A 1,661-nucleotide genomic window follows, 5' to 3' on the forward strand; every position below is an offset into this window, starting at 1 on the left:
GAGCAGTGTGCATCGTGAAGTTGCAGGTCACGGGTCTGGTGTGAGTGACGACTCGGGTACCCGCGCTGGTCGGTGGCCGATGACCGTGGTGTAGATCATCGGGCGGTTCCGGTTGCGACGGGATGCCGGGTTTGGCTGCGCCCGCAACCGACCCCCGCCTACGATCCGTCACCAGGTCGGCACGCTACGATATTGCGGGGGCTGCGGGATGCAGGAGCGGCAGTGGATCACCGCTCGCCGGAGCGAGCTGGACGCCCTCGCCGAGCAGTTGACCAAACAGCTTCAAGAAGTCCAGGTCGAGCGGGACGAACTAGCGATCGCGGAGCGGGTGCTGAACCGCCTGGCCGAGCAGGTCCAGGCTGATGTCGAGGCTGTCGCTCCGGTAGCGGCGCAGGTGGCGGGGCGGGCGGTCCTGCTCATTCCGCACCGCAGCGACGCGACCGACGAGGCTGCCCTGCCCGGCGACTACCGCAGGATCCTGGCGATCGTGCGGGAGGCCGACGGCCCGGTGCAGGTCAGGGCGGTGGGCGAGGAGCTCGGACTTGAGGTGGCGGTGCGCGGGAAGCTGGAGCCGCTACGGGCGAAGATGACCAAGCTCGCCGATCGTGGCTGGCTGCATAAGCGGCCCGACGGACGGTTCACCGCACGCCGGTAGCCACACCGGGTGGGGCACCGGGGCGTAACCGACGGGCCCCCGACGGCAGTTGACGTGTTTTGTGAAGAACAGCACCAGCCCCGTCGAGGGCCCTGACGGCCTTGTCTACACCGCCCGCCTGCCGCTGTCGAGCGCCACCCTGAACTATCTCGCCACCGTGATACGCGGCCACTGCAAGAAGATCGGATCGCGGTGGCGGGCCCTGCCCGCGGGGAAGATCGCCGGCATCGTGCTGGCGGTGCTGCGCTGTGACCAGCGGCCCGGCGACCTCGCCGGCGGGAACGGAGTGCACCGCACCACCGTCACCCGGTGGGTGCGCGAGGTGGTCGGCCTGCTCGCCGCCCGCGCCCCGCGCCTGGACCGCACACTGAAGAAGATCGCCCGAACGGGTGGCGGGGTGGTCCTGCTGGACGGCACCCTGATACGGACCCGGCGGCGCACCGGCCCGGCGAACCGGAAGAACTACTCCGGCAAGCACAAGTGCCACGGTCTGCTGGTGATCGCGCTCACCGACGACCGGGGCCGTCTGCTGTGGGTCTCGGCGGCCCACCCCGGACGATCCTCGGAGATCACCGCCTGCCGTCACGACCAGCTCACCGCGAAACTGCGGGCGGCCGGCCTCGGCGCCATCGCCGACCTGGGCTTCGTCGGCCTCGACAACAGCGGCCCGGACTCCGACCCGACGGTGATCACCGGCTACAAAGCCGCCCGCAACCGGCCCCTGACCCGAGGGCAGAAACTGTCCAACAAGGCGCTCGCCGCCGTCCGGGCGCCGGTCGAGCACGGCTTCGCCCATCTCAAGAACTGGAGGGTCCTCGGCAAAGTCCGCACCGATCCGAAGTGGGCAACCGCCCTGGTCAGGGCCCTGCTGGTCCTGACGAACCGCGAAGTCTCCCGCTGACCGACGATCTACACGGAAGTCATCCGCCCGCGACCAGCCCGAGTATCGAGAACCCCGCGCACACCAGACCCGTGACCTGCAACTTCACGATGCACACTGCTCATT

2 protein-coding genes are annotated in these 1,661 nt (G+C 69.5%); both read left to right on the forward strand.

Annotated features, from left to right (window positions below; genetic code table 11):
- Positions 1-208: 208 nt before the first annotated feature.
- Positions 209-655, forward strand: coding sequence for a hypothetical protein (locus ASC56_RS00020; RefSeq protein ID WP_055489027.1), 447 nt, complete (start codon positions 209-211; stop codon positions 653-655).
- A 61-nt stretch (positions 656-716) separates the two neighbouring features.
- Positions 717-1,556, forward strand: a complete 840-nt coding sequence (locus tag ASC56_RS00025) for a transposase family protein (RefSeq protein ID WP_055489028.1) — start codon at positions 717-719, stop codon at positions 1,554-1,556.
- Positions 1,557-1,661 lie beyond the last annotated feature (105 nt).

The organism is Streptomyces sp. TP-A0356, assembly GCF_001417775.1.
In the GTDB taxonomy this organism is placed as follows: Bacteria; Actinomycetota; Actinomycetes; order Streptomycetales; family Streptomycetaceae; genus Streptomyces.

Bases quoted from the DNA above. Each gene is read 5' to 3' on its own strand.
- ASC56_RS00020 (WP_055489027.1), top strand. From the start codon at position 209: ATGCAGGAGCGGCAGTGGATCACCGCTCGCCGGAGCGAGCTGGACGCC.